The sequence below is a fragment of the bacterium genome (assembly GCA_024224155.1).
Taxonomy (GTDB): domain Bacteria; phylum Acidobacteriota; class Thermoanaerobaculia; order Multivoradales; family JAHEKO01; genus CALZIK01.
This window is the reverse complement of sequence record JAAENP010000143.1, coordinates 1-20,465: the sequence shown is the minus strand read 5'-3', so window position 1 is coordinate 20,465 and position 20,465 is coordinate 1. Positions and strand designations below refer to the sequence as shown.

18 protein-coding genes are annotated in these 20,465 nt (G+C 64.7%); 6 read left to right on the top strand and 12 right to left on the bottom strand.

What is annotated here, in order from left to right:
• The 9 genes from GY769_08330 to murJ form a co-directional block, all read right to left on the bottom strand.
• On the bottom strand, positions 1–1,481 hold a 1,481-nt coding region (locus GY769_08330), incomplete at its 3' end, for a hypothetical protein (protein ID MCP4201926.1).
• A 37-nt stretch (positions 1,482–1,518) separates the two neighbouring features.
• Positions 1,519–2,994 (bottom strand): hypothetical protein, encoded by a 1,476-nt coding sequence (locus tag GY769_08325; GenBank protein MCP4201925.1) that lies wholly within the window; start codon positions 2,992–2,994, stop codon positions 1,519–1,521.
• 215 nt (positions 2,995–3,209) lie between these two features.
• Positions 3,210–3,476: a helix-turn-helix domain-containing protein gene (locus tag GY769_08320; protein ID MCP4201924.1), complete on the bottom strand. Its 267-nt coding sequence runs from the start codon at positions 3,474–3,476 to the stop codon at positions 3,210–3,212.
• A 119-nt stretch (positions 3,477–3,595) separates the two neighbouring features.
• Positions 3,596–4,894: a divalent metal cation transporter gene (locus GY769_08315; protein ID MCP4201923.1), complete on the bottom strand. Its 1,299-nt coding sequence runs from the start codon at positions 4,892–4,894 to the stop codon at positions 3,596–3,598.
• Complete coding sequence (locus GY769_08310; GenBank protein ID MCP4201922.1) at positions 4,876–6,417, bottom strand: hydantoinase B/oxoprolinase family protein; 1,542 nt, start codon at positions 6,415–6,417, stop codon at positions 4,876–4,878. Before GY769_08310 ends, GY769_08315 begins: the two co-directional genes overlap by 19 nt.
• A complete protein-coding gene (locus GY769_08305) occupies positions 6,418–8,667 on the bottom strand; it encodes a hydantoinase/oxoprolinase family protein (protein MCP4201921.1) in 2,250 nt (749 codons plus the stop codon).
• A 9-nt stretch (positions 8,668–8,676) separates the two neighbouring features.
• Positions 8,677–9,237, bottom strand: coding sequence for a DUF4126 domain-containing protein (locus GY769_08300; GenBank protein ID MCP4201920.1), 561 nt, complete (start codon positions 9,235–9,237; stop codon positions 8,677–8,679).
• Between the two features lie 80 nt (positions 9,238–9,317).
• Positions 9,318–9,746 carry a ribose 5-phosphate isomerase B gene (gene rpiB, locus GY769_08295; GenBank protein ID MCP4201919.1) on the bottom strand — a complete coding sequence of 143 codons (429 nt, stop codon included), beginning with the start codon at positions 9,744–9,746 and terminating at the stop codon, positions 9,318–9,320.
• A complete protein-coding gene (gene murJ, locus GY769_08290) occupies positions 9,747–11,450 on the bottom strand; it encodes a murein biosynthesis integral membrane protein MurJ (GenBank protein ID MCP4201918.1) in 1,704 nt (567 codons plus the stop codon).
• 173 nt (positions 11,451–11,623) lie between these two features.
• On the opposite strand from murJ, the gene GY769_08285 reads away from it, so the two are divergent.
• From GY769_08285 to GY769_08275, 3 genes are read left to right on the top strand one after another with little or no spacing between them, the layout of a single operon-like run.
• Complete coding sequence (locus GY769_08285) at positions 11,624–12,136, top strand: zinc ribbon domain-containing protein (GenBank protein ID MCP4201917.1); 513 nt, start codon at positions 11,624–11,626, stop codon at positions 12,134–12,136.
• Between the two features lie 36 nt (positions 12,137–12,172).
• The gene (locus tag GY769_08280) at positions 12,173–13,000 is read left to right on the top strand and encodes an RNA polymerase subunit sigma (protein ID MCP4201916.1); all 828 of its coding nucleotides are present in this window, start codon (positions 12,173–12,175) and stop codon (positions 12,998–13,000) included.
• Positions 12,997–14,523, top strand: a complete 1,527-nt coding sequence (locus tag GY769_08275; GenBank protein MCP4201915.1) for an HAD-IG family 5'-nucleotidase — start codon at positions 12,997–12,999, stop codon at positions 14,521–14,523. Before GY769_08280 ends, GY769_08275 begins: the two co-directional genes overlap by 4 nt.
• An 18-nt stretch (positions 14,524–14,541) precedes the next feature.
• Here GY769_08275 and GY769_08270 read toward each other — a convergent pair whose 3' ends face one another.
• Complete coding sequence (locus tag GY769_08270; protein ID MCP4201914.1) at positions 14,542–15,369, bottom strand: hypothetical protein; 828 nt, start codon at positions 15,367–15,369, stop codon at positions 14,542–14,544.
• 181 nt (positions 15,370–15,550) lie between these two features.
• Between GY769_08270 and GY769_08265 the strand changes: the two genes are divergently transcribed.
• Complete coding sequence (locus GY769_08265; GenBank protein ID MCP4201913.1) at positions 15,551–16,372, top strand: NAD(P)-dependent oxidoreductase; 822 nt, start codon at positions 15,551–15,553, stop codon at positions 16,370–16,372.
• Between the two features lie 16 nt (positions 16,373–16,388).
• Here GY769_08265 and pepE read toward each other — a convergent pair whose 3' ends face one another.
• Positions 16,389–17,084 (bottom strand): dipeptidase PepE, encoded by a 696-nt coding sequence (pepE, locus tag GY769_08260; protein ID MCP4201912.1) that lies wholly within the window; start codon positions 17,082–17,084, stop codon positions 16,389–16,391.
• Positions 17,085–17,159: 75 nt separating this feature from the next.
• On the opposite strand from pepE, the gene GY769_08255 reads away from it, so the two are divergent.
• Positions 17,160–17,489: a PaaI family thioesterase gene (locus GY769_08255; GenBank protein MCP4201911.1), complete on the top strand. Its 330-nt coding sequence runs from the start codon at positions 17,160–17,162 to the stop codon at positions 17,487–17,489.
• 21 nt (positions 17,490–17,510) lie between these two features.
• On the opposite strand, the gene GY769_08250 is transcribed toward GY769_08255, so the two are convergent.
• Positions 17,511–18,491 carry a branched-chain amino acid transaminase gene (locus GY769_08250; GenBank protein MCP4201910.1) on the bottom strand — a complete coding sequence of 327 codons (981 nt, stop codon included), beginning with the start codon at positions 18,489–18,491 and terminating at the stop codon, positions 17,511–17,513.
• Positions 18,492–18,631: 140 nt separating this feature from the next.
• Between GY769_08250 and GY769_08245 the strand changes: the two genes are divergently transcribed.
• Complete coding sequence (locus tag GY769_08245; protein MCP4201909.1) at positions 18,632–20,245, top strand: hypothetical protein; 1,614 nt, start codon at positions 18,632–18,634, stop codon at positions 20,243–20,245.
• The last annotated feature ends 220 nt before the right edge of the window (positions 20,246–20,465 follow it).

The window sequence follows — 20,465 nt, the reverse complement described above, 5'->3', positions numbered from 1 at the left end:
TAGTCGACGATAGCCGGCGTCTTGGTGCCTCGAGTGCCGTCGATCTCCTGGTGGAGAGAGCGCGGATCCGCCTCGACGGCGTCGATGTAGCCGGCCCAGATCCTGCTCGATCCGCCCTTGCCCTCTCCCGCCACCGGGCCCTCGTGCGTTCTGCGCACGAAGGCGATCAGGTCCCGGTAGTGCTCGAACGTGGAGAGCTGGCGGCCGGAGTCCTTGACCTTGGCGTCGAGATCCACCTTCATCGACGGCAGAATCGCCGAGTGCACGTCCAGGTAGCCGGCATTGGTGTCGTACTTCTTGTGGAGAGCCGGCTCGACGCGCCGGGCATAGCGTTGCGCCTTGGAGGGCTTCATCAGATAGCTCTGGCCTCCGGTCGACGGGTTGAACCAGGCCTTGATCGGCTCTCCTTCGGAGCTCAGCGCGAGATGCGCGGGCCTCCAGGACTTCGAATTGGGATAGAAGTCGACGTAGTTCGTGTGCAGGCTGAACAGGTAGCCGTTATCCCGAGCCAGCCGTGAGACCTCCTTGAGGCCGGCCTTGCCGCCCATGGCGGGCGAGGGGGGCAGGGTTGTTGGCAGGCCATTGTCGAAGCCGTGGCGTTGCCAGACGTGAACGACCGTAAAGATGTTCTCGAAGCCCCTGGCGACCACCTCACCGAGATCCGTCAGGTAGTCGGCAAAGGACCTGCGCCACAGGTCGACCACCAGGTATTTCGACAGTGCCTGCCGGTAGGGTGAGACCGGATTCTGCGGCCGAAAGAAGGTGTCCTCGATCTGAGGGGAAGTCGCTATGCGAACCGTCTCCCGAAGTGGATTGCGCTCGCCGTTCGAGAGAGTCCGGTAGAAGGCCCACGGGGCGAAGGACGCCGACGTCGAAGACACGTAGTGCTTGGTCGGCCAGATCTCGGAGGCATTCGACCTTCTCGGATCGATCAGAGCGGAGGTAAACAGGCCGTCCGCGAATAGCACCTTGTGCCCGTAGGGCAGATCGACGATCTTCGGGTCGGGGGTCTCTTCGGAACGGACCAGATCGAACAGGATCACTGCCTCCGATGCGGATCTGAAGTCCATCACCAGGGCTTTGTCCTCCAGCCGCATCTCGACGGCGAACTTGAAGCTCTCGCCACCGAAGCGCCAACGGAACTTGGCCTTGTACGCATTATCTGAATGCGTCTCTTTCAGGAGCTTGACCCTGTGCCGCCGGTCGGCCGTCTCGACGATCTCTCCGGCCAGCGTGAACTGGGTTATCCCGCCATCGGCCGCCGGCCGGAAAACTACTTCCCCGTTCACGCCCCGATACAAGACCTCGAGATCATTGAGCGTGCCGGTCGCCGGCGTGAATCTGTAGACCACTTCTCCATCGCCAGCCGGATGGGAGAACTCCACAGCCCCGAGTGGAGAAGCAAGCGCCAGCGCGAGAAGTCCACAGACGACTGCGGCCGGGCGCGACAGGAGAATCGAAGAACCCTTCACCCGAAACATGATCGGCTGGAAAACCCGCAGCTGTCAAACAGCGCGGCTATCGGATCACTGCCTTGGCTTGCTTACCGTCGAGGTTTTTGACCCTGATCGTGAGCTTTTGGAACTCGAAGTCCGGGCGCCAGACACGGTCGAGATTGGGCAGAAAACTCACGCCGTTCTCCGACTCCAGATCCACTTTCTTGATGACTCCGCCGATCTTGGCCTTCACTCGCACGCCCGCGAGGACATCGCAGTTCCTGAAGACAATGTCGCCCTCGTCGGTGATCTCGATCTTCGGCTTGCGATATGCGGCGTCCGGGTAGAGGCGCCTCTGAATCACCTCGAGCTTGGCATAGTGATATGGCTGCACACCAAGTCGTCCGCCCTCCCAGAACTCGCTCCGGCTCTTCTCGGTCGGATAGATGGTCGTAGCCTCCGCCCACCCGTTGAGCGTACCGACCCAGATATAGCGAGTGCCGTCGATCGGATCGGCGTATCTATCGGCGAGATCCAGCCAATCCCACAGATCCTGACGGTCCTGGGCGAGGATCTGGATCGCGGTGCCCCCACGGCCGAGGCTGGTGCGGAACTTGATGTCATCGTACTGAAAAGAAAAAGCGGGAATGAGGTCCAGCCCACCGGCGTCCTCGAAGTAGCTCTCGAAGGCCGGCAGGACTTCTTGAACCGCCTGGGTACGGTCTCGCGAGACGATATCGGGAGTCGCGGCGGTGAAACCCGTCCGGCAATCGAGCGGCGGCTCCGTGCCCGTCTGGCCAAAAACGTCGCCGCAGATGTAGATCCCGCTCCGCCGGGCCTGCCTGAACAACTCGTCGGCGTTCTTGACCAGCTCCTTGGCGGCCCAGACGTGCAGAACCGGCTTGGACCGGATCCGCCAGTAGTTGGGATGGCCGAAATAGAGATCTCTCAGGTAGACCAGGTCGTCCTGGAACATCTGGCGAATCTCGGGGCGCGAGAAGTCGACCGGCCCCGGCCCCAGGCCTCTCCATACCGAGGCGAGCACCGGGTCGTAAAAGATGTTCCAGCGAGCCTCGGTCAGCTCGATCAACGGTAGGAAGGTCTTGCGGAGGTTCCGGTCGATCAGATCCCGTGGCGCGATCCACTCGACACTGAAAACCGCGTTGCGGCTCGCTTGACCCGTATATCGGAAGAGCCACTGCATCTCCTGCATCTTGGCCGCGCTGTCGGAGCTCGCGGTGAGTCCGAGTAGAGGCTCGAACGGCAAGATGAGTTGACCGTCCACCAGGTAGTTGATGCCTCCGCGTCGCGGCTGAGTGAACCAGAGGTTCTCCTGAGCCACGATCACCGGCTCGGTGTCCCGGGCGTCTTGCGGCGCGGGATCTTCATCTCCGGGACAGGTGACCTGCCCGAGCTGCGAGGAGCAGTCTCCGGCACCCTGGGCTCCGAGCGGCCCGGGAGCCGCCAGTGCCGCCGCCAGCGCCAGCACCAAAGGGACCGACCAGGTCAGGGGGCGACGGTTTGTGATCAGTCGGAACTCTTCCGGATGAAGTCTCACTAGCCTCGGCTCCTTGGTCGAAGGTCCCCCGCTCCGAACGGTTCTCCCAGGGCTCTGACTCCCCTTGAAAGCACCGGCCGAGCACGGATTCTAGCCCTTCTGACAATAGATACTCAAGCGGGCGGTCCACTAGGTAATGGTTCACTGTGCCCCGATACGCTTGGTTAGAGCCTTTCGGGGCCGAGATCCTTCGGCGTGCCGGGGTCGGAAGGGGGCTAATCGATGAAATCCACGATCGACTTGCCGTAGAGCCTGGCAAATCGAGCCAGCTCGAGCGGATCCAGGCGCCGCTCGCCCCGCTCGATCTTCGAGACGAGTGACGGAGACAGTCGAACCGCCTTCGCCACTACGGCCTGCGTAAGCCCAGATTCTCGGCGCGCCTCGGTGATTCGCCTTGCCATCGCCCGCTTGGCCTCCGCCCGCTGCCGAGCGGTTAGCTTCCGTGGCGTACCGGGTGCCTTCCTTTTTGCTTTTGCGGCCATCTGCGGATCCGTTGACTCGGCCTGATCTTACTTCCGAGGACCAGACGCCGAGAAGACTAACGCCGAGCCGCGAAGGCGGCAACCATGGTCAAGTTCGCGAGCCGAGGGAGCTGGCCGGCTCAACGTCTGAGGGCGCGAGACACCGGCACCGCCGCGACCAATGCCACCGCCAGTGCCGATAGCACTATCAGCCCCTGCCCAGGCGGTGGCTGCCCAAGAGCCCGGGCCCCGGCGCGCAACACTCCGGCGGTCCCCAGCAGAAGTGTTACCAAAGTGACCAGGCCCATCACGATGTTCGAACCGCCGCGATTCGCAGCCCGCCCGAGCAGCCCTCTGTCATTGACGGTCACCAGAAGAAACAGCGCAACCACCGGCAGAAGGACTCCGTTGAGCGCCTGGGCCACGATGATCACCGGAACCGCCCGGATACCGGACACGCCGAAGATGAGTCCTACCGTGAGCACTCCGCCCCAGACTGCTCGAAACCGCCAAGACGTATCTATCCAGCGGACATCTCGATCGCCACCGAGCACGCTTCGCGCGGTCATCGCCGCGGCCAGCGGCGCCGTCACCGCCGACGACAAGCCGGCAGCGAACAGGCCGACTCCGAAAAGGCCTCGCCCCCACGGCCCCAGCCGCTCGACCAGAACATCCGCGAGCGCTTCAAAGCTGAAGCTCCCCTGCACAGCGGCCCCGACCACCAGGACGCCCATCGAGATCAGGCCCCCGAATACGACGGCCACCGACAGGCCAAATCGCAGTTCCGGCAGCGTTTGGCCCCGCGCCAGTCCCGATCCAAGAAACAGGTTGTAGGGAACCACAGTGGTGCCGACCAGCGCGATGGCGAGAAGCGACGCCCCTTCCGGAAGTGACGGCCACAGAGCCCCGCCGAGAATCTCGGCCCAGGGTGGAGCCAACCGTGTCGACGTCCAGAGAAAGGCCACGCCCATCGTGCCGACCAGCAAGCTCAGCAGGAATGCGACCCGGCGCGGCGAATTGAAAAAGAGCAGGACGGCCGCCACGGCAACGGTCCCGAGGGCCAGGCTTCTCGGTGACCACGAGAGGGTCAGAACGGCGCCGGCCACTCCACCGAGGATATTGCCGGCCTCGTACGCGGCGCAGCCCAGGACCACGGCACCGAGAACAAGCACGAGCACGGCGCCGCCTTGCCAACCGGTCGGATAACGTTCCCGCAGGGCCTCTCCCAGGTTTCTGCCGGAAACGACCGTAAGACGACCGCTGGCCTCCTGAAGCACCAGACAGGCCACGGTGGAGAACAACAGCGTCCACAGGAGCGAGTAGCCGAAACCGGCGCCGGCCGAAGCAGCCGAAGTCACCGTACCCGGGCCGATGAACGCCGCAGCGATGATCGACCAGAAAAGAACCGCCGCCAGTCGCCTCACGCCTCGCGCCCCCACCCACCTCCGCCAGGGGTCCTGACCACGAGTCGGTCTCCGGGCCCGACCCGACAGCCATCGACGCCCGCAAGCGGTCTTCGCTCGCCGGATGAGGTCTCGATCCACTGGCGACCCGGCCGGCCGGCGCCACCCCCTTCGAGACCGAACGGACCTTCCTCACGGTGCTGGCTCAGGACCGAAACCGTCAGCGGCTCGAGGAAGCTCAGCTCCCGAACCAAACCATCCCCCCCGCGCCGGGCGCCGGCACCGCCCGAGCCCCGGCGGATCGCGAACCGCTCGAGCCGCACCGGATAGCGCTGCTCTAGAAGCTCGGGGTCGGTTATCGCCGTGTTGGTCATGTGGGTGTGCACGCCGCTGGCACCGTCGAAGTCGGGACCGGCTCCGGCACCGCCGCCGATCGTCTCGTAATAGGCAAACTCATCGTTACCGAAGAGCACGTTGTTCATCGTCCCTTGACTGCACGCCGTGACCCGAAGGGCCTTGAGCAGGGTATCGACGATCCTCTGACTGGTCTCGACGTTTCCGCCCACAACCGCCGGAGCGCGCGACGGATCCTTCGGAAACCCGGGGTTGAGCATTCCCTTCGGGATGAGCAGCTCGACGTCATTCAATAGTCCTTCGTTGAGTGGAATCGGATCGTCGATCAGCAAGCGCAGCACATAGAGAACGGCACTGCGCACGATTCCCGGTGTGGCGTTCAAGTTGCCCGGGTGAACCCCCGAGCTGCCGCTGAAGTCCACCTTGGTACGCTCTGCTCCAATCTCGATTGAGACTCTGATCAGCGAGCCATCATCGAGCCGCTCCTCGGCGCTGTGACGTCCGGCTCCGATCTTCGCGAACGCGCGCCGGGCTCCTCGAGCCGCGTGGCCGGAGAGCTCGCGCATGAACCGTCGAACGGTATCCGCGCCGTACCCGCTCGCCAGCGCCAGCAAACCGCTCTCTCCGCGGCGATTGGCGGCGACCGCGGCCGCCAGGTCCGCCAGGTTCTCTTCAATCGAGCGGCTCGGGAAAGGGCCAGCTGCGAGCTTCGAGCGGATCCCGGACCAGTCGAATACACCTCGCCGAGCGAGATAGGTGGGCGCAAAGACCACCCCCTCATCGGCCAGACAGGTCGCGTCAGGTGGCATCGAGCCCGGCCTCGTACCGCCTATTTCGGCGTGGTGCGCCCGGTTGGCCACAAATCCGAGAATCCGCTCGCCATCCTCGCAGACCGGCGTGATGACGGTTACGTCCGGCAAGTGCGACCCGCCGAAGCCGGGATGGTTGGTAAGGACCACATCTCCGGCCTGCCAGTCGATCGACTGGGAGACCGTCCGCACACAGAGCCCCATCGCCCCAAGGTGAACCGGAATGTGAGGGGCATTGACCACCAGCCGGCCGCCATCGTCAAGCAGCGCGCAGGAAAAATCCAGACGCTCCTTGACGTTCACCGAAACCGCCGTTCGCTGCAACAACTCCCCCATCTCGGCCACCACCTGAGCGAATCGATGGGTGAAAAGCTCCAGAGCAATCGGATCCCGCATCTAGCCTCCCCGCTCCAGAACCAGCCCGCCGGCCGGGTCCAGACTCCCCGACCAGCCCTTCTCGACAACCGTCACGGTATGACGCTCCACGATCAGGCAGGGTCCGGGGACCAGGTCCCCGGGAGTGAGACCCGCTCGCGCGCGCGCCGGCGCTTCCACCCAGGTCGAGCCATCCCAGAATCGCTGGGCCACACTGGCAGGGAGCTCCTCGCGCCGCCGGCGAGGCGGCCCAGACGGGCCGCTTTCCGCAATCGATCGCATGGCGAGTCGCAGGCTCTCGACTTCGGGGGTTCGATTCTCCGGTAGGTAGCCGTATCGGGAGACGTAGGCGCGTTCGAACTCGGCTACGAGCTCCTCGGTGGGCAAGCCCTTTTGCCAGTCGACGGCAAGCGTCGACTCCTGACCGCCGTAGCGCAGAAAGACCGTACGCGGACCATTCTCGAGCGCGCTCTCGCTGACTCCTTCGGCCTGAAGAGCGGCGCTCGCTTCGGTACGCATCGCCTCGAAGAGACCCTCCAAGCTCGGTGCAGCCGCCGTCAGCGGCTCCAGCACCTGCCGTTCGGACCAGCGCTCGAGCCGCGCCTCGTTCAGACCCGCCGCCGAGAGCAGGGCACCGTCGGCGGGAATCAGCACCCGCTGGATTCCGAGTAGCTCGGCGATCGCCACCGCGTGCTGGGCGCCGGCGCCTCCGAACGCGACCAGGGTGTATTCGGAGGGATCGTAGCCGCGCCGCACCGAAATGGCACGAACCGCTCCGGCCATTCGCTCGTTGGCTATCGCCAGAAAACCGCTAAGGAAGTCGTCTGTATCTATATCGACATCGGGAGGAGCCTGGCTCGCGCCCGGGGTGTCGGTGACCTGGGAGGCGGGGCGTCCGGCAGCCGCCCCGACTTCCAGGGCTCTTTTCCTGGCGGCCGCGGAATCAACCCGAAACGGGAATCGCGACGGCACCAGGCGGCCGAGGAGTAGGTTGACGTCGGTCAAGGTCAGTGGCCCGCCGGCCCCGTAACAAGCCGGTCCCGGCCAGGCGCCGGCGCTCTCGGGACCGACTCGTATGCCACCGCCTCGCCAACGGCAAATCGAGCCTCCCCCGGCCGCGACGGTCTCGACCGCCACCGATGCCGAGAGCAACCGCGTCTGCCCCACCGCGGTTTCGGCTCGCAACTCGAGCTCTCCGTCATAGCGACTGACGTCGGTCGAGGTTCCACCCATGTCGAAGGCGATGATCTGCTCGTAGCCGGAGCGGCGTCCGGCCGCGACGGCGCCGACGACTCCGGCAGCCGGCCCCGAAAGCAGGCTGTCCTTGGGTCGGTATTCGGCCGCGCCGACGAGTCCCCCGACACTGGTCATGACGTGCAAACTGCTGGGCTCGAGGCTTCGCGCCACACCACCGAGGTAATCCCGCATGATCTGGGCAAGATAGGCATCGACGAGCGCGGTTTGCGCCCGGGGCACGATCTTGATGCGCCGGCTCAGACTCGAGGAGGTGGACACCTGCCGAAAGCCGGCCGCGGCGAGGACGCGAGCCGCGCGCTCCTCGTGGCGCGGATTGCGAAAAGAATGCAGGAACGCGATCGCCGCGGAATCAAAACCGGCTTCAGAAAGCCGTCGCGCCTCCCGCGCCAGGGACACCTCATCGAGAGCGCTCACGGCCTGGCCCGAGGGGTCCAGGCGCTCATCCACCTCCACCACCGAGCCATAGAGCGGGTCGGGTTTGCGAATCGAAAGCGCGAAGAGATCGACCCTCTGCTGGTTGCCGATCTCCAGGAGATCTCCGAAGCCGCGCGTCACGAACAAAGCGACCCGCGCTCCTTTGCGCTCGAGCAGGGCGTTGGTGCCCCGCGTCGTGGCGAGCCGGAGCGCCACAGGCGGCAGCCGGCGCCCCGGCGCGGTGCCGGTAACCCACCGAATGGCAACGACGGCGGCTTCCTCCGGGGACTGCAGCGAGACCTCCCTGCCCGTCAGCGCGCCTGCCGGGCCGGCCAGCTCGAGTCGATTACCCCGGGACCTGACGATCCCGAGCGACTCCATACCCGCCGCCAGCGTCCAGCCTTCGAAGAAACCATCGACAAAGGGCTCCCCCGCCACGACCACCGTGCGATCGGAAGGCTGCTCGTCGACCACCAGCCGCAACGCGCCCGACGACAAGACCTTGGCGCGGTGCTGACGGCCCTGGGGATCGATTCCCAGGCAATCCGTAAAGGTCCCGCCGGTGTCAACGGCGATCCGCCACGCCGACCCGGGGCTCATTCGGCAGCGCTACGCCGGCTTGCGGCGGCGGCCGGCCAGCCGGGAAGTGACGAAGGCCAGAAAGACAACCACCAGACCGACGGCCGCGAGTGGCGCAATGACCGCCAGGAGCGACAGCACCAGTGAGCCGCCGGCCTCAGCGGTGGACACGATCGGATTGCCAAAACCGGCCGTGGTCAGTGTGGAGGCGCCTCGCGTCCCGGTGGTCACTACCTGAACCGCGCCCGCCAGCCCGCCACCTGCGATGACCGCCATCGTCCATTTCAGATACGGATCCATTCCAGTGATCACCGAAGCCGAGGCCACTACCCCTGCCACGACGGCCGCCGGCGAGGCCACCGTGTCGAGCAGATGATCGACCCAGGGGATGTAGTAGGCGGCGATCTCGAGGGCCGTCGCCACCGCCAAAGTAATCAGCGCCGGTGTGGAGGCGATCCAATCGAAGCTCGACGACAGCGAGAGGTGACCCGAGTAGCCTGCCGCGCTGATCACCAGAAGCGGCACAAAGACTCGAAACCCGCAGGCGGCGGCCAGTCCGAGACCCAGAGCGACGCTGAGAACGGCTTCCATGGGATTATTGTACCAGGGCGTTCTTTGCGAGAGGCTGCTGTAGCGGCCGGCTTCTCAGTGAATCGGTAAGGTCGTGGGGCTCAGGCGTCCAGCATCCGAATGCGACCGACGTGGCGACCACCTTCGAACGGCGTTTCGAGCCAAAGGTCCACCATCGCCTCGACCAGAGCCCAAGGCGACAGCCGTTCACCAATCGAGATCATGTTGGCATCATTGTGCTCGCGCGACAGCCGCGCCGACTCCTCACTCCAGACCAGAGCGCAGCGGACTCCCTTGATGCGATTGGCCGCCATCGCCTCACCGTTTCCCGAACCGCCCAACACGATGCCACGCTCGACCTCGCCGGCAGCCACCGCCGCGGCGGCCGGCATGATGAATCTCGGATAGTCGACCGACTCCTCCGAATCGGTGCCGAAGTCGACGACTTCATGGCCGCGCTCCGAGAGCAAAACCGCGAGCTTTCGTTTGTACTCGAAGCCGGCGTGGTCCGAGGCAAGAGCGATCTTCATCTAATCATCTCCTGAGTTCCGCCTGCGGCCGAAGAGCTGCATGACATCTTGAACTTCCGGAACTGCCTGAAGCCTGGAGAGCCCAAGATACGACAGAGCATAGCCCGAGATCACCACGATGGCCGCCGGCAGCGGAGACCACTCCTGACAGAAGTACCACAAGGTAGTGCCAACCGCGAGCGCAGCCGCCGCGCGGCCATAGGTCGCCGCAACGAAGGACAAGGGCCAGCCCATCGCCATCCCAAGATCCCGCATCCGCGCCCGCAACCAGCCCCACTCCAGCCAGGCGGCGACCGCCGAGCCCAGCGCCAGACCGACCGCGCCCAACTTGAGCAGCCCTCCCTTGCTCCCGGCATCCGCGATCACCGAATCGACGGCGAAGTCGTCCAACCAGAGCATCAACACCACGCCAAGCGCCAACGATACGGCGATGCGCGCCACCGCGATCCTTGCCGGCGTCCTCGTGTCGCCGGCGGCGTAATAGACATTGGTCAGCATGCGCGACCAGGCCGTGGCCAGCAGACCCAGAGCGTAGGCGCCGAGGATGAAGTAGACCAGCCAGTTATCGGCGACCTGGAACTCGCCTCGCCGATAGAGGCCGGCCACGATCAGGAAGCCAAAGGCGCAGTACCCCAGCTGAGTGGGCACGACGAAGAACGATATGCGCCGAATCGCCGAGAGTGTCCGCTTCTCGGCCGCTCTCGTCCTGCCCGCTGACCCGCGAGACAGCTCGGGCAATTCGGCCGCGGCGATCGACAAGGCGAACAGGGAAATTGGCAGCAGATAGAGAACCTGGGCGTTTCCCAGGCCGCTGATCGCCCCTTGGACCAGCCAGGACGCCAGGAACACATCGACGTAGCTCGACAGCTGAGCCGCGCCGCGCGCGGCGAGCACCGGCACGATGTTGTTCAGCGCCTCTCTCACGCCTTCGACAGACCGTGACAGCGAGAGTCTGAATCCCGTGAGCAGGCGCAGCGCAGCCGGCAGCTGCACCAGGAACTGGAGCGCGCCGCCCACGAGCCCTCCCCAGAAGGCGGCCAACAGCACGCGATTCTGCACGATCACCGCCGGCTCGCCAGTGGGCAGCCCCGAGCCCGAACCCACAAGGCTCCACCCGGCGAAGAGGAGAGCCCCGATCACCGCCGCGTTCCACAGCACCGGCGCGAAGTAAGGCAGGAAGAACTTGCGGTGGCTGTTGAGCACGCCCAGGCTCCAAGCCGAAAGCGCCAGGAAAGCGGTCATCGGGAAGAGAATCCGGACGCCGATCACGGCGAGCTCGAAGCGGTTGATGATCATCTCGCCGGCCGCCACACGCGCGGCGTCCCCCAAGTAGCCGGGCGTCAGCGCCGCGACCAACGGCCGTGCCAGAAGGACTCCGGCAAGGGCCACGGCGCAGGCGACGGCGAGCAGCAGGCCGAAGACCGCGCCCGCGAACCTCCCGGCATCGGCTCTGCGCCCCTGGCCCAGAAAGCGCGAGTAGATGGGGATGAAGGCTGCCGACAGAGTCTGCTCGCCAAGCAGGTTCTGGATCAGATTGGGAGCACGGAACGCGCTCCTCAGAACGTCTGCGTGGGACCCCACACCGAAGAAGAATGCCACCGTCGCTTCGCGCACGAGGCCGAATAGCCGGCTGCTCAGGATTCCGGCCCCGACCCGGGCTGCACCACCCAGTCCGCTCCGATTCTGATCCTTGCCCGCGGTCACACCGAACGCAACATACGTCAATCATTACGACGACACAACACGAGATATCGGGGACACGATTCCTTCGTGTCCCCTCCCAACTGGTTTTGCCCGAGTTACTTTCTTGGCGGGCCGAGCCGACCTTCGTGTCCCCGCCCGACTACTGGCATTGGATCACCTGCTAGGATTTCGTGGTGCCGATCTACGAGTTCTACTGCGCCGACTGCAACGCCCTCTTCAACTTCTTCTCCGCGCGCATCGACACCGAGAAGAGGCCCAACTGTCCGCGATGCGGACGGCTACGCCTCGAGCGCCGGCCGGCGAGCTTCGCCACCCTCAGGCACGGCTCGAGCGAGGACAGCGACGAACCGCTCGACCGGCTCGACGACAGCGCGCTCGAGAACGCCATGGAGAGCATGGCGGCAGAGCTCGAAACCCTGGGAGACAGCGAGGACCCGAAGCAGTTCGCCAGGGTCTTGCGCCGGATGGGGCAATCTACTGGACTCGAGATGGGCCCCAAGATGGAAGAGCTTCTCGGACGGCTGGAGTCGGGCGCCGATCTCGACGACCTGGAAGCCGAGATGGACTCGCTCGATACCGAATCCGGCGAGGGATCGGAGTTCGACGATTTCTTCCGGCTGAAGAAGAGAATCGCGATGCTCCGCGAGAGACGGCCTCGCGTCGACACCGAGCTGTACTTCCTCTAGACCGCGTTTTTCGTTTCTCCCTGCTATTCTGGGTAGATGTCCGATCTCCACGAGCAGCTGCTGGAAGCCATAAACGCCCTGAATCAGCGCCTCTTGTTGGTGGTTACCGGAGCGGGCATCAGTGCCGCCAGCGGCATCCCGACCTTCCGCGGCTCCGAGCCCAACGCGGTCTGGAAGGTAAGCGACTTCGAGCTCGCGACCTTCGACTATTTCAGGCGCGATCCCGTCGGCCAGTGGAGCTGGTATCTCGAGCGGTTCAAGCGTGTGGAGTCCGCTGAGCCCAACCCGGCTCACCGGGCGCTCGTAGATCTGGAACAGTGGCACGCCGCCCGTGGAGGACGCTTTCAGCTCGTGACGCAGAACATCGACACCTTGCACGAGCGGGCGGGCACGGATCAACTGATCAAGATCCACGGGACCTCGGCCAGGTTCCGCTGCTCTTCTCCGGGCTGCGAGCGGGGAGCTCCGTCGGGTTCGATCGACAGCACCGAGGTCAGCCTCGACTCGTTTCGAGTCCGGCCGTCGGAAGCCACCCTGCCCCGCTGTCCCGCTTGCAGCAGCCTGCTGCGTGCCCACGTCTTGTTTTTTGACGAGTACTACCAGGATCACGAGGACTACCGCTTCGATCAGGCGATGGATCTCGCCCGAGAAGCCGGGCTCTTCCTCTTTGTCGGTACCTCGTTTTCGGTCGGAATCACCGACCTTCTGCTGCGTCTGGCCGCCGAACAGGGTATCCCGGCGTTTTCGATCGACCCGGGGGGCACACCGCCGGCGTACTTCCCGGTGGTCCACCTCCCGGCGGCTGCAGAAGACCTCCTACCGCAGGTCGCCGAAATGGCGAGAAAGAGCCGGTCCGAAGCATGACCCCGGACTCGAAGCCGCTCGGGAAACTCCTCCAGGAGGGCTCGACGCCCTCCTGGAGCACCGAGCTTCTTCATCATTCCCTGCGCTACGGATTGGCGCCTCCCGAACGCCGCGTGTTCGTCAACCGAACGCTGAGGCTCGAGACCATCCGCCATATCGGTTTTGATCTCGATTTCACGCTTGCCGACTATGAGCGCGAGCCGGTCGAACGCTGCACTTTCGAGCTGGCCCTAGGCCGGCTCATCGACGAACACGGCTATCCGGAGGAGATCCGCGACGCCGAGCTTCGGCCGGACTTCCCCCGCCGGGGGCTGCTGATCGACAAGAAAACCGGGATCGTCCTGCGCATGAACCGCCACCGCTACGTCGGCCAGGCGTTTCTGGGCCGACGACGGCTGAGCCGGACCGAGATGATTGAGTTGTTTCGCCACGAGCCCGTCAAGCCCGCGGACGAGCGCTTCTATCACGTCGACTCGCTCTTCGAGCTGCCCGAAGCCAATCTCTACGCCGAGCTGGTCGAGCTGTCCGAAAGGAAGCCCGAGCTCGGCCTGCCCGATTCTCTGGGTCTGTTCGAGGATACCCGCCGTGCGATCGATTGGGTTCATGCTTCGGAGTCGCTTCAGGCCAAGATTCTCGCCGACCCCGAAACCTACTTGCGTCGGGACCCCGAGATCGCTCTGGCGTTGCTGCGTTTGAAGCTCGGCGGTCGCAAGCTCATTCTACTCACGAATTCGGGCTGGACCTACGCCCGGGACATCTGCGCCTACCTTTTCAGCGGGGTCGTTCCAGGCCTCGACGACTGGCGTGAGCTTTTCGAGCTGGTCATCGTACGCTCCGGCAAACCGAAGTTCTTCCGCACCGAAACCTCGTTCGCACAGCTCGATAACGGCGGCAAGCAGATCGGCACCACGGACACCCCCGCCTGGGGCGGCGTCTACCGCGGTGGCTGTCTCGACGGCCTGATGCGCCTGCTCGACTGCCGCGGAGATCAAGTGCTCTACGTCGGTGACCATATCTACGGCGACATCGTCACCACCAAGCGTCAGTCGAACTGGCGCACCGCCTTGATCGTCCGCGAGCTCGAAGAGGAGTTCCATCAGCGAGCGCAGATGGCCCACGAAATGGACGAGATGGCCGAGCTCAAGAAGGAGCTGGCGGCCGCGGGCCACCAGATGGACCAGCTATACGACGTCCTGACTCTCTACGGAAAAGCGGTCGAGTCGGGAGCCGGATTCGCGCCCGATACCCGCGCCAAGCTCGAAGCGACCTTCGAGGAAACCAAGAAGCGCCATCACGAGCTCCTACGGCAGGTCAGCAAGCTGAGCGAGCGCGTCTCGAACCAGTTCAACCCATGTTGGGGGTCTTTCTTCAAGCAGGGTGGTTCCAAGACCCTGTTCGCCCAGCAGATGGAGTCGTTCTCCTGCCTCTACACCTCGAGGGTGTCGAATCTGGGCCTCTATGGCACCAACCACTACTTTCGGGTTGTCAAGGACCCGATGATGCACGAGCTCGACGTGCCCTGAGCGCCGTACCGCTCCGGCCTACCGTCCGCGAAACATCTCCTGGCGCTTGTAGCCGGACGGAGGCTCGAAGGCATCCGGATCGATCGTTTGCCTCTTGGCCGAGCGCAGGGCCGTCTCGCCCTGGAGCGAGCCATCTTGGTCGAACTCCCGAGTCACCACCGGAAAACCGCCGAGCTCCTTCATGTTTTCGAAAGCCGGGTCGCCCATGCCGCGTCCCTGGCCGAAGTCGGGAAGCGCATCCATCATTTCGCGAAAGAAGCCGGCCATATCTTCGAAGGCGTCGACCACGTCGCTACCGCCCTCGACGTTGTCCCAATCGGTGCTCCATAGCTCGCGAACCTTCCGTCCCTCAACAAGCACTTCGTACTTGACGCACGGATAGCCGTTCTTGTCGGCTCTTTCTCCGGTCTTCTTGAGCTCGCTCTTGGGCCGAGCAGGCGGCTTCGCCGCTGCTCCGGGCATCTTCTGTTTCATCATCTGCTCGACCACCGCCCGCTGGTCCTCGGGCACGTTCTTGAGGGCCTCCTGCATCATCCGGTTGGCGTCGCCCAACTGCCCGGCGATCCCTCGAATCATCTCTTCGTCCATGACCTGGTAGGTGCCTTTGTCGTGGTCAACGACCACCATCTCTCGCCGATCGCCGCGGAAGATCATCTCTCCCTGTGAGCCCCGACCGCCCGAAGCGATCCCCATCTTGAGGTGCCGTCCTTCGACCGCCGCCTGGATCGTCTCCGACTCGGGCGGCGATTGCCTATGATCCTTGACCTCTATCTCGTAGACGACTCCCGCTGCCGCGGGACCCGAGCTCAGAGCCAGGAGTGCCAGGAAGGTGAACAGCTTTCTCATATCGCGCCCTCCATCGAGCAATAGCTTTCTAGCTCGCAGCATACAGCAGGCAGGCGCGGCCGCCCGCCTCCCGCCTGGAGTTCGACCGAACTTCGATAGCCTATGGCCTTCGGAGGGCGCTCGGCCCTTGGAACCGTCGACTACAGGTCGATCCGGTCAGCTGGACAAAACAGGAGGAACCATGCGCTCGCTTGCGGGAAAGACACTGTTCATAACCGGCGCCAGCCGCGGCATCGGCAGATCCATAGCCCTACGGGCGGCTCGGGACGGTGCCAACATCGCCATCGCCTCGAAAACCACCGTCAAGCACCCCAAGCTCCCGGGCACGATTCACTCCGCGGCGGAGGAGATTGAAGACGCGGGTGGCCAGGCGCTGGCGGTCAAGACCGATATCAGGAACGAAGAAGAGGTTACCGCGGCGATCGAGCAAACGGTCGCGCGATTCGGCGGCCTCGACATCCTGGTCAACAACGCCAGCGCGATCTACCTGGCGGGAACCATGGAGACCCCGATGAAGCGCTACGATCTCATGGCGGGAGTCAACGGGCGCGGGACCTTCCTGTGCTCCCAGAAGGCCCTGCCGCACCTCCTCGAAGCGGAGAACCCCCATATCCTCAACATCTCACCGCCCCTTTCGATGAAGGCTCAGTGGTTCAAGAACAACTGCGCCTACACCATGGCCAAGTACGGCATGAGCATGTGTGTCCTCGGAATGGCGGCCGAATTCGAGGAGCAGGGTGTGGCCGTCAATGCGCTCTGGCCTCGTACCACGATCGATACCGCCGCGCTCGCCATGCTCAAAGGCGTGGCCGATCCCAAGAACTGCCGCAAGCCCGAGATCGTAGCCGACGCGGCCCACGCGATCCTGACCCGGAGCAGTCGTGAATGCACCGGCAACTTCTTGATCGATGACGAAGTGCTGCGCGACGAAGGCGTCGTGGACATGAACCAGTACGCCGTCGATCCCAGTCAGGACCTCTTTATCGACTTCTTTCTCGACTAGAGCTCGCCTGCGATCGCTAGAGCAGATCCGAAAGCGACGCGCCGGGCGGTCGCTCCTCGGGCTCGGCGTCGCGCCGCAGAATCCTGGCGCTGGTCCTGCCACCGAGCACGGCACTGCGTCCGTCGACGCGGATCCACGCGCCTTCTCGAATCCCCACAACGGGGTTCTCATTCTCTTCGACGTATTCGATCAGTCGCTGCTCGCGGGTCTCGCCCATGTGACTCGAGGCCGGGTCCGCGTCGATGTAGTGCGGGTTGATCTGGAATGGCACCAGATGCAGCGCGTCGAAGGACCGCGGCTGCACGATGGGCATGTCATTGGTCGTGCGGATCGTCGGAGCGGCAATGTTCGAGCCCGCGCTGGCGCCCATGTAGGCCATGCCTTCGGCGACCCGGCGGCGCGTCACGTCCAGCAGACCCGAGTCCTGGAGAGTCTTGAGCAGGCGAAAGGTGTTGCCGCCTCCGACAAACACCGCCACCGCTCGCTCCAAGGTCATACGCCCCCGTTCATCGGCCGTGACCACGTCGACGTCGACGCCTTCCCGCTGGAATCGCTCCGCGGCCGTCGCCCCGTAGGCCGATCGATCGAAAGCCGCGAACGGGACAAAAGCCAGGCGATCGGCACCTGCCAGAACGGACAGCATCTCGCCGATACAATGGTCGAGGTAAGCCTCACCGAAGTTAGTCGAGTTACTGATCAGGAGGAGCTTCATGACCGGCGACATCTTACGGACCGAAGTGGCAGAAATGAACCGGCTCCTCGATCCCGAGCCGACCCGGGCCGGATCGTGAGCTTCAACAACCGACTCGGCATGACCGAGAGCGAAGATGGGCGATCCATCGTGCTGGACGCAAACGAAGAGCACTTGGTCGCCCCGGACACCGTCCACTTCGCCGTCCTTGCGACCCTCGGCGAAGTCTCAGCCGCCCAAGCCGTGGCCAAGCCAGTGGTTCCGGTCGCCGTCTCACTCCAACTCATGAGCCGAGCCCGTGCGCAACGCTTGACCGCCAGAGGTAAGGTGCTCAAGTCCGGTCGAAGCCTGGCCTTCGCCGAAGGCGAAGTCACCCAGGGAGACAAGCTGGTAGCGAAGGTCACCGTGACCTTCGCCCTGATCTGAAGAGTCTGTCGGCTCCCAGACTCAGTTCGTGTGCAGGGCCTCGGCCTCTCGAGCCGCGACCTCGGCCTCGGTCGGCGCGGTGACCGGCTCGAGCCACTCCTTGTACTCTTCGAGCTCGCCCCGAATCACCTGGAAGTAACGCTTCTGCAGCCGGAGGGTGAGCGGTCCCGGCCTGCCCTCACCGATCAGACGATCATCGACCTCACGAATCGGAGTTACCTCCGCCGCGGTCCCGGTCAGAAATGCCTCCTCGGCCAGGTACAGCTCATCGCGAGTGAAGAAGCGGTCGTAGACCTCGAGGCCCTCGGCGACCGCCAGCTTCATGATGGTGTCGCGGGTGATCCCCTGCAGGACGCTGTTTAGAGGCGGCGTAATCAGCTTGCCGTCCCGCAGGATGAACAGGTTCTCACCGCTGCCTTCGGCCACATTGCCCTGGATGTCGAGCATGATCGCTTCCTCGTAGCCGAGTCTCACCGCTTCACGTTTGGCCAGCACCGAGTTGATGTAGTTGCCGGTGGCCTTGGCCTTGAGCAGCGCCGCATTGGGAAAGTGTCTCGCGTAGCTCGAGACCTTGCAGCGAATCCCCTTGGTGAGGGCCTCGTCTCCCAGATACGCTCCCCACGGCCAGGTCATGACCGACACTTCCACCGGGTTGTCCTTGGGATAGACCCCCATCGAACCGGCTCCCAGAACCGCGAGCGGCCGGATGTAGCAGGCGTCATGCTGGTTGCGGCGGATCAGCTCCAAGCAGACGTCCTTGAGAGTTTTCCGGTCATACGGGAGATTCATCTCCAGGATCTTGGCCGACCCCTCAAGGCGCCGGAGGTGGTCGTCGAGCCGAAAGACGGCGGTGCCGCCACTGGTCTGCTCATAGGCTCGAATGCCCTCGAAGACCCCCAAACCGTAATGCAGCGTGTGGGTCTGGAGATGCACCGTGCCGGCGTCCCAGGGAAGATATTCACCGTCGAACCAGAGGACTTCTGCTTTCGGTCTATTGCTCATAAACACTCCTTGTAATGCAATCTTATCAGACTCTCTACGCAGGGTTCTCAAGGCCGGTTTTGGCTCACCGACCGCCTCGGTTGCCTCCCGAGTTGATAAGCTCCGCGTGTTTGGTCCGGGGGAGGATACCCATTATGCAGGTGCGCCCAAGAACTTGTTTCCGGCACCGCCGCTCGTGGCAGCGGTGGTTTTTCGTGTTGGCTCTTTGCGCTCTGGCAAGGCCCGGCGCGTCGAGCGCCCAGCCGTGGAGCGGTGGTTCGACGCTCGGTGTCCAGATCCGTGGCGCCGGTGGCCCGATCGAGGGAGCGGTCGTCGAGGTCCGGCACCGTCGCCCGGGTCTCACTACCGGCCCCGAGGCCCGTCGAACGGACAGCCGCGGGCAAGCCAACTTCGTGGGGCTCATCGACGGTCGCTGGAGCCTCGAGATCAAGCACCCCGAGTATCTCTCCTTCGTGGCATCGATCGACGTCCAGCGCGGCAAGAAGCCCGAGATCGTCACGCAGTTTCTCGAGGCCACGGGACCCGGCCGCGGTACCTTCCGCGTGAAGTTCCTCCGCAGCGACCAGCCGTTCGGCGAAGTCATACCCGGCACCGCCATCGCCGAGACAGAGGCCCAACCAGAGCCCGAACGGCCGGTTTCGATGCCGGCTCCCCCGACTGACCCGGCTACCCCGGCTGACCCGGCTTCCGAGGGCACGCCAGACAGTGGTCGGGTCGAGTCGCGAGCCGTCCCCAGCACGGTCGTCACCCCGGCTCCCCAACCGCCGGCGTCCCCTTCGGAAGTGCCGACGGAGAAACAGCCCCCCGCGGCCGAGCCCGAGCCCGACACTCGAACGCTCACCGCCGAGGTGCCAACGCCTCTGGAGAGTCAGGCCGAGAAACCCGCGCCGGCTCCCGAAGCCCCGCTTCCGGTCGAGGTACCGGCGCCGGACGAGACTCCGCCCCGCGCGGAGGCTGCGCCAACGCCCACGGGGGCGGCCGAACCGCCTGCGGTCGCTAGAGTAGAGGCCGAGGACGAGGCCCTGGCGCCTGCTCCGCCGCCTCCGGTCGAGGCACCCGCGAGCGCACCGGAGGTGTCGATTGCCCCGGTGAGCCCGCCCGAGTTCGTCGCCGAACCGACGCCAGTTGTGGAGACGGTCGTACCGGAGACCTCCGAACCGGACGAAATGGCGCCGCCGGCGCCGGCTCGACTGCCGATTCCGGCCGGCGCCCCAGGCTCGATCCGAGCCTATCGGGACCGAACCTGCTTCGAGTGTAAGCCGGGAGAGTGGGCCGTCACGACCGAGCTCGCGGTGACGGGCGGAGAGGCCTGCCGAGCGACCGCCGCGGTCGCCGTGCGCAAAGCCATGAGCGATGTCGCCGCCGCGGCCAGCGATCAGCTCGCGAGCTTCACCGGCCCCATGCCTCTTGCCCTCCAGCAACTGCCCCTGGCGGCGGCCACGACCGCGGCCAGGAACACCTTGGCTCCCTACCTGGAGCCGACCGTTTCCTGCAGATTTCTGGCCGTCGTGCTTCCGCAGGGTGGTCGCTTCACGGGCTTTCGATTCGAGGCTTTCGAGGGCGAAGCGGGTGGAGACTGCACCGGAGAACAGGAATGCGAGATCGGTCAGGCGAGATTCCTGTTCAGCCCCGGGATCGCTCGCGGAACCGGCGCCTCGATCGTCTACTCGCTTTTCCAAAACACGGGCGGCGCCGTTCGGACCGCGCGCCTGACGGCCTTCTTCCTGCCGGCCGCGGGCTGGTCTCCCGAATAGACCGAGCCGGTCGGGCTAGCCTGACCTTCTCACGAGCGTTCGTAGCGAGACGCCGGAGATGTTTGAGGATGCAAGGCTTGCGACCGAGGCTGACGCAGGCGTACTCGACGTACGCCGAGGAAGCCGATGGGAGCGTAACGCTGCAGATTCAAGTATTTACGGCGTCGCAGTAGAAGGTTGGTGAGAAGGCCAGGCTAGAGCAGCTCGCCGCGAGTCACGG

Excerpts from the sequence above, each read along its gene's own strand:
- GY769_08320 (MCP4201924.1), bottom strand. The coding sequence starts at position 3,476 with ATGGCCGCAAAAGCAAAAAGGAAGGCACCCGGTACGCCACGGAAGCTA.
- GY769_08310 (MCP4201922.1), bottom strand. The coding sequence starts at position 6,417 with ATGCGGGATCCGATTGCTCTGGAGCTTTTCACCCATCGATTCGCTCAG.
- GY769_08305 (MCP4201921.1), bottom strand. The coding sequence starts at position 8,667 with ATGAGCCCCGGGTCGGCGTGGCGGATCGCCGTTGACACCGGCGGGACC.
- GY769_08300 (MCP4201920.1), bottom strand. The coding sequence starts at position 9,237 with ATGGAAGCCGTTCTCAGCGTCGCTCTGGGTCTCGGACTGGCCGCCGCC.
- rpiB (MCP4201919.1), bottom strand. The coding sequence starts at position 9,746 with ATGAAGATCGCTCTTGCCTCGGACCACGCCGGCTTCGAGTACAAACGA.
- GY769_08280 (MCP4201916.1), top strand. The coding sequence starts at position 12,173 with ATGTCCGATCTCCACGAGCAGCTGCTGGAAGCCATAAACGCCCTGAAT.
- GY769_08275 (MCP4201915.1), top strand. The coding sequence starts at position 12,997 with ATGACCCCGGACTCGAAGCCGCTCGGGAAACTCCTCCAGGAGGGCTCG.
- GY769_08270 (MCP4201914.1), bottom strand. The coding sequence starts at position 15,369 with ATGAGAAAGCTGTTCACCTTCCTGGCACTCCTGGCTCTGAGCTCGGGT.
- GY769_08265 (MCP4201913.1), top strand. The coding sequence starts at position 15,551 with ATGCGCTCGCTTGCGGGAAAGACACTGTTCATAACCGGCGCCAGCCGC.
- pepE (MCP4201912.1), bottom strand. The coding sequence starts at position 17,084 with ATGAAGCTCCTCCTGATCAGTAACTCGACTAACTTCGGTGAGGCTTAC.
- GY769_08250 (MCP4201910.1), bottom strand. The coding sequence starts at position 18,491 with ATGAGCAATAGACCGAAAGCAGAAGTCCTCTGGTTCGACGGTGAATAT.